The organism is Acidobacteriota bacterium (genome assembly GCA_028874215.1).
In the GTDB taxonomy this organism is placed as follows: Bacteria; Acidobacteriota; UBA6911; order RPQK01; family JAJDTT01; genus JAJDTT01.
Genome location: JAPPLF010000108.1, coordinates 1 through 5,719 on the forward strand (window position 1 = coordinate 1; position 5,719 = coordinate 5,719).

A 5,719-nucleotide genomic window follows, 5' to 3' on the forward strand; every position below is an offset into this window, starting at 1 on the left:
GTCGCTCATGCTGTTACGGCCATGTTTTCGGCTCCGCCGTGCCCGCACGGGGAAAGCGGAGGTGGAAGGGAGCGACCCCCCCTTTTTCCTGCCCGGTGCGGGCGCGGGGGTGTGGCGCAATTTACATCTGCGCCACACCCCCTGGGGGGGTCGCTCCCTTCAAAAATATCCCTGGCGGGAAGTCTCCAATCCGACCGGCTCTGACAACCCGTTTATTCAATCCTCAATGGGCCAGCGCAGGCCATCAGTATTGCCGATCTAGCGGTGGAAAGTGGATCTCGTTGAACGCTCGATCTGGAATGGGAACCCGGACCTCGTCGAAGCGCTGGAGCAGAATGCCGACAGACAAGTGAGACTATTTGACCTTACCGTCCGGTAACGAATTGGGAAACGTTCAAGTAGTTCTCTGCCTTGCTCCGGTCGGCCAAATTGGCCAAGATTGACGTTTGCCATCACCTGTAGGAGTGGCATGCGGACGCTGAGCGCGAAAGACGCGAAGTACGGCTTCGGCCGACTCATCGACATCGCCTGCGCCGCGCCCGTCACGGCGATTAAGCACGGACGGCCGGTTGTCGTGGTGCTCTCGGGCTAGGAATACGAGCGGCTGAAGGCGCTCGACACACCTGAGACACGCCTGGGAACGGTGGAACGGGAATGACGTGTAACAAAACGGGAGGCCGCTTAGCCTGATGGATAAGCGAAGCCTCTCCGAGCGCGACATCTGCACGAAGTTCATCACGCCCGCCCTGCGCAACGCCGGGTGGGACGAGATGTTGCAGATTCGAGAGGAGGTGAGCTTCACCCAGGGCCGCATCATCGTGCGGGGCAAGCTGGTCGCACGCGGCAAGGGCAAACGCGCCGACTACATCCTTTACTTCAAGCCCAACATCCCGATCGCCGTGATCGAGGCGAAGGACAATTCCCACAGCGTCGGCGACGGCATGCAGCAGGCTCTGGATTACGCTGAGATCCTGAACGTTCCTTTTGCGTTCTCTTCGAACGGCGACGGCTTCGTGTTCCACGACCGTACAGGAGCCAGTACACCGCTGGAGTCGAACATTTCTCTCGAAGACTTTCCGTCACCCACCGATCTGTGGGCGCGATATCGGGCCTGGAAGGGCCTGACGCCGGAAGCAGAGGAGATCGTCCTTCAAGACTATTTCGAGGACGGCAGCGGCAAGACGCCACGCTACTACCAAGTCAACGCTATCAACGCGACGATCGAGGCCATCGCCAAAGGGCAGAACCGTATCCTGCTCGTCATGGCCACGGGCACGGGCAAGACTTATACGGCCTTCCAGATCATCTGGAGGCTGTGGAAGGCGCGACGCAAGAAACGAATCCTGTTCCTTGCCGACCGCAATGTGCTCGTCGATCAGACGATGACGAACGATTTCCGCCCCTTCGGCGGCACGATGACCAAGCTCTCGCGTCACATCGACCCCGCCTACGAGGTCTATCTTGGCCTCTATCAGGCGATCACGGGACCGGAGGAACGCCATAAGACCTACCGGAAGTTCTCGCCGACATTCTTCGATCTGATCGTGATTGACGAATGCCACCGGGGCAGTGCCGCCGACGATTCGGCGTGGCGCGAGATCCTTGAGTACTTCTCCTCCGCAACCCAGATCGGTCTCACCGCCACGCCGAAGGAGACGAAGTACGTCTCCAACATCGCCTATTTCGGGGAGCCGGTCTTCACTTACTCCTTGAAGCAGGGCATCAATGACGGTTTCCTCGCGCCCTACAAGGTCGTCAAGGTCCATATCGATCGTGACGTGGAGGGCTACCGTCCAGAGAAGGGAAAGGTGGACCGCGTTGGCGAGCCAGTTGAGGATCGCGTTTACAACTCGACGGACTTCGACCGAACTCTGGTCATTGACGAGCGGACGACACTCGTCGCGCGAAAGGTCACGGCTTTCCTGAAGGAGAGTGGCGATCGTTTCCAGAAGGCGATCATCTTTTGCGTCGACCAGGAGCACGCCGCGCGGATGCGTCAGGCGCTGATTAACGAGAACGCGGATCTCGTCAAGGGCAACTCACGTTACGTCATGCGGATCACCGGCGGTGATGATGCTGGACAAGCCGAACTCGGGAACTTCATCGACCCGGAATCGAAATATCCTGTCCTGGTCACCACATCGCGCCTGCTGTCCACCGGCGTCGATGTCCAGACGTGCCGTTTGATCGTACTCGACCGGGCGGTGGGGTCGATGACCGAGTTCAAGCAGATCGTCGGCCGCGGTACCCGCGTGCACGAAGACTCACAGAAGTTCTACTTCACGCTCATCGACTTCCGGGGGGCCACGGGTCATTTCGCGGACCCGGACTTCGACGGCGAGCCGGTCCAGATCTATGAGCCGGAGGAAGACGGTCCGATCGCGCCACCCGATGAGCCGGATCCAGGCCCGGACGGGAATGGTGAAGTGGATCCACCACCGCCGGGGCCACAGAAGAAAGTCTATGTCGATGGCGTCGAAGTGGCCATCCTCGCCGCGCGGGTGCAGTATCTCGACGGGCACGGCAAGCTGGTGACCGAGTCGCTACGCGATTTCACGAGGAAGGCCCTGCGCCGGCGCTTCGCTAGTCTTGGTGACTTCCTGAACCGATGGAACGCCGCCGAGCGCAAGCAGGCGATCATTGATGAGATGGAATCCGAGGGTCTGCCGCTGACCGTGATCGCCCAAGAGTTGGGCAAGGATCTCGATCCCTTCGATCTCGTCTGTCACATCGCCTTCGACGCCAAACCGCTGACCCGCCGCGAGCGGGCCGAGAACGTCAAGAAGCGGAACGTGTTCACGAAATATGGAGGTCAGGCCCGCGCTGTGCTCGATGCGTTGCTCGACAAGTACGCGGACGAGGGCATGCTCAATATCGACGACGCCAACGTTCTCAGGATCGCGCCCCTCGACCGACTCGGCACACCGTTGGAACTGGTCCGCGCCTTCGGTGGGAAGCCCGGTTTCTCGCGGGCGGTGCACGATGTTCAGTCCGCTCTCTATCGGGAGATCGCGTAAGAGATGTCCGTCAGCACCCTCGTCAAGTCGATTCAGAACATCATGCGCCAGGACGTGGGCGTCGATGGCGATGCGCAACGCATCAGCCAACTGTGCTGGATGTTCTTCCTCAAGATCATCGACGATCAGGACCAGGAGCTCGAAGTTCTCAAGGACGGCTACCGTTCGCCCGTACCTGACCCATTGCAATGGCGGAGCTGGGCCGGCGACCCGGAAGGCATCACGGGCGATGATCTGCTCGAATTCGTCAACGGCGATCTCTTTCCGAAGCTGAAGGAACTTCCCCGCAGGGCCGGCCCTCGCGCCAGCGTCGTGCGCGACGTGTTCGAGGATGCCAACAACTACATGAAATCCGGCCAGCTGATGCGGCAGGTCGTCAACAAGATCAACGGCATCGACTTCAACAACTTGGCCGCTCGCCAGCATTTCGGTGACATCTACGAGCAGATCCTGAACGATCTGCAATCGGCCGGCAATGCGGGCGAATACTACACGCCACGCGCCGTGACCTCTTTCATGGCCCGGATGATCGACCCGAAACCGGGTGAGACGTTGTTCGATCCAGCGTGCGGCACCGGCGGGTTCCTCACCTGCGCCGTCCGGCAAATGCGCGAACGGTACGTGAAGCGGCCCGAGGACGAGGTGAGAATGCAAACCTCCCTTCGGGCGGTTGAGAAAAAGCCGCTTCCCCACATGCTCGCCGTCACGAACATGCTCCTGCACAGCATCGAGGATCCGTCCTTCTTGCGCCATGACAACACGCTGGCGCGTCCCTACATCTCCTGGGGCCGGGACGAGCGCGTGGACATCGTGCTGACCAATCCGCCGTTCGGCGGCAAGGAGGAGGACGGCATCGAGTCGAACTTCCCGAAGCACTTCCAGACACGCGAGACGGCGGACCTATTCTTGGCCCTGATCATCCGGCTTCTGAAATCCGGCGGCAGGGCTGCCGTGGTCCTTCCCGACGGCTCCTTGTTCGGCGAGGGTGTCAAGACGCGGCTCAAAGAGCACCTGATGGAGCAATGCAATCTCCACACCATCGTGCGCTTGCCGAACTCGGTGTTTCGCCCCTACGCCTCAATCGGTACGAACTTGTTGTTCTTCGAGAAGGGAAAACCGACCAAGGACATCTGGTTCTGGGAACATCTCGTGCCCGAAGGCCAAAAGGCCTATTCCATGACCCGGCCCATCCGGCTGGAGCATCTTGAGGACTGTGCCGCTTGGTGGGGCGGGGCAGAACGTAAGAGCCGCGAGGAAGGTGAACGAGCTTGGAAGGTGACTGCCGAGGAGATCACAGCGCGCGGCTACAACCTCGACATCAAGAATCCTCATACCGAGGAGGAGGACCTTGGCGATCCCGAGATACTCCTGGAGGAGCTGACCCGCGCCGAGGCCGAGGTGATATCAGTGCGAGACCAGTTGAAGGGAATCCTGACAGAGGCGCTGTTGCGGTGAATGCTGATCGCCTATTCGCCCTATACGACCGCGTAGCCGAGGCACCGGACGCCGTTGGACGTCTGCGCCGCTTTGTGCTGGATCTCGCCGTGCGCGGCAAGTTGGCAGAGCAAGATCCGGCAGACGAACCGACGTCGGAACTGTCTGAGTTAATTGTGCGAAACAGAATCAACGACTTGGGGCTTCCAGGAAATTGGTGCCGTACGACAGTTGGGGACATCCTTGACTTCCGATACGGGAAAGGGTTGAAGGTGAGTGATCGTGCAGACGATGGTCCAGTGCCCGTCTACGGTTCTAATGGGATTGTAGGCTACACCACCACGCCATTGACGATACGACGATCTGTCATCGTAGGCCGCAAGGGATCTGCAGGAGCACTGAACAAGTGTAACGGACCATCGTGGACGACTGATGTCGCATACTATGTAGAATCGCCAAGTTTCTTTAATCTCGATTATCTGTTCTTCTCTCTCGCTACGCTTGATCTGAGCGACCTACGAAAGGGTGTCAAGCCTGGCCTCAGCCGCGCGGATGCCTACAGCAAGCTCATTAGTGTCCCGCCCCTCGCCGAGCAGCAGCGCATCGTTGCCAAGGTCGATGAGCTTATGGCCCTCTGCGACCAGTTGGAGGAAACACGCACGGCGCGGGAGGACACCCGCGACCGGCTCACCAGGGCTAGTCTTACCCGTCTGGTCGCTCCCGAAATCGACGCACCGACGTTTCGTTCTCACGCGCGCTTTGCCGTCGATGCGCTGCCCGCACTGACCGCCCGAGCCGATCAGGTCAAGAATCTGCGCCAGACCATTCTCAACCTTGCCGTGCGGGGGAAGCTGGTGGAGCAGGATCCGTCGGATGAGCCGGCGTCCGAGTTGCTGAAGCTGATCGCGGCCGAGAAGGCACGGCTGTTGAAGGCTCGCAAGATCAGAAAACGGAAACCAACAGAATCGCTGTCGCCTCCCGAGCCCGCCTTCGGACTACCGAGTGGTTGGACGGTCGCAAGGTTGTCGGATGTCGTGGTCGAATTGCAAACCGGACCGTTCGGTAGTTCCCTTCACAAGAGTGACTACAAGATGGGCGGGACACCCGTCGTCAACCCCGCTTCAATACGCAACGGGAAGATCGTGCCGGTGGGAAAAATGGCTGTCGGGACCGACACCCTGGAGAGACTCGCAAACTTCAAGCTCCGTGCTGGCGACATCGTGATGGGCCGCCGGGGTGAAATGGGACGATGTGCGGTAGTGGCTGAG

General features: G+C 60.0%; 4 protein-coding genes. All 4 read left to right on the top strand.

Annotated elements, in window-relative coordinates:
* The first annotated feature begins 469 nt into the window (after nt 1-469).
* Nucleotides 470-592: a type II toxin-antitoxin system prevent-host-death family antitoxin gene (locus OXT71_21770; GenBank protein ID MDE2929024.1), complete on the top strand. Its 123-nt coding sequence runs from the start codon at nt 470-472 to the stop codon at nt 590-592.
* Between the two features lie 97 nt (nt 593-689).
* Nucleotides 690-3,017, top strand: a complete 2,328-nt coding sequence (locus OXT71_21775; protein MDE2929025.1) for a DEAD/DEAH box helicase family protein — start codon at nt 690-692, stop codon at nt 3,015-3,017.
* Between the two features lie 3 nt (nt 3,018-3,020).
* Nucleotides 3,021-4,472 carry a class I SAM-dependent DNA methyltransferase gene (locus OXT71_21780; protein ID MDE2929026.1) on the top strand — a complete coding sequence of 484 codons (1,452 nt, stop codon included), beginning with the start codon at nt 3,021-3,023 and terminating at the stop codon, nt 4,470-4,472.
* The coding region (locus tag OXT71_21785) for a restriction endonuclease subunit S (GenBank protein ID MDE2929027.1) at nt 4,469-5,719 on the top strand (1,251 nt) is incomplete at its 3' end. The genes OXT71_21780 and OXT71_21785, both read left to right, overlap by 4 nt.

Coding starts and splice junctions, on each gene's coding strand:
- OXT71_21780 (MDE2929026.1), top strand. CDS start 3,021: ATGTCCGTCAGCACCCTCGTCAAGTCGATTCAGAACATCATGCGCCAG.
- OXT71_21775 (MDE2929025.1), top strand. CDS start 690: ATGGATAAGCGAAGCCTCTCCGAGCGCGACATCTGCACGAAGTTCATC.
- OXT71_21770 (MDE2929024.1), top strand. CDS start 470: ATGCGGACGCTGAGCGCGAAAGACGCGAAGTACGGCTTCGGCCGACTC.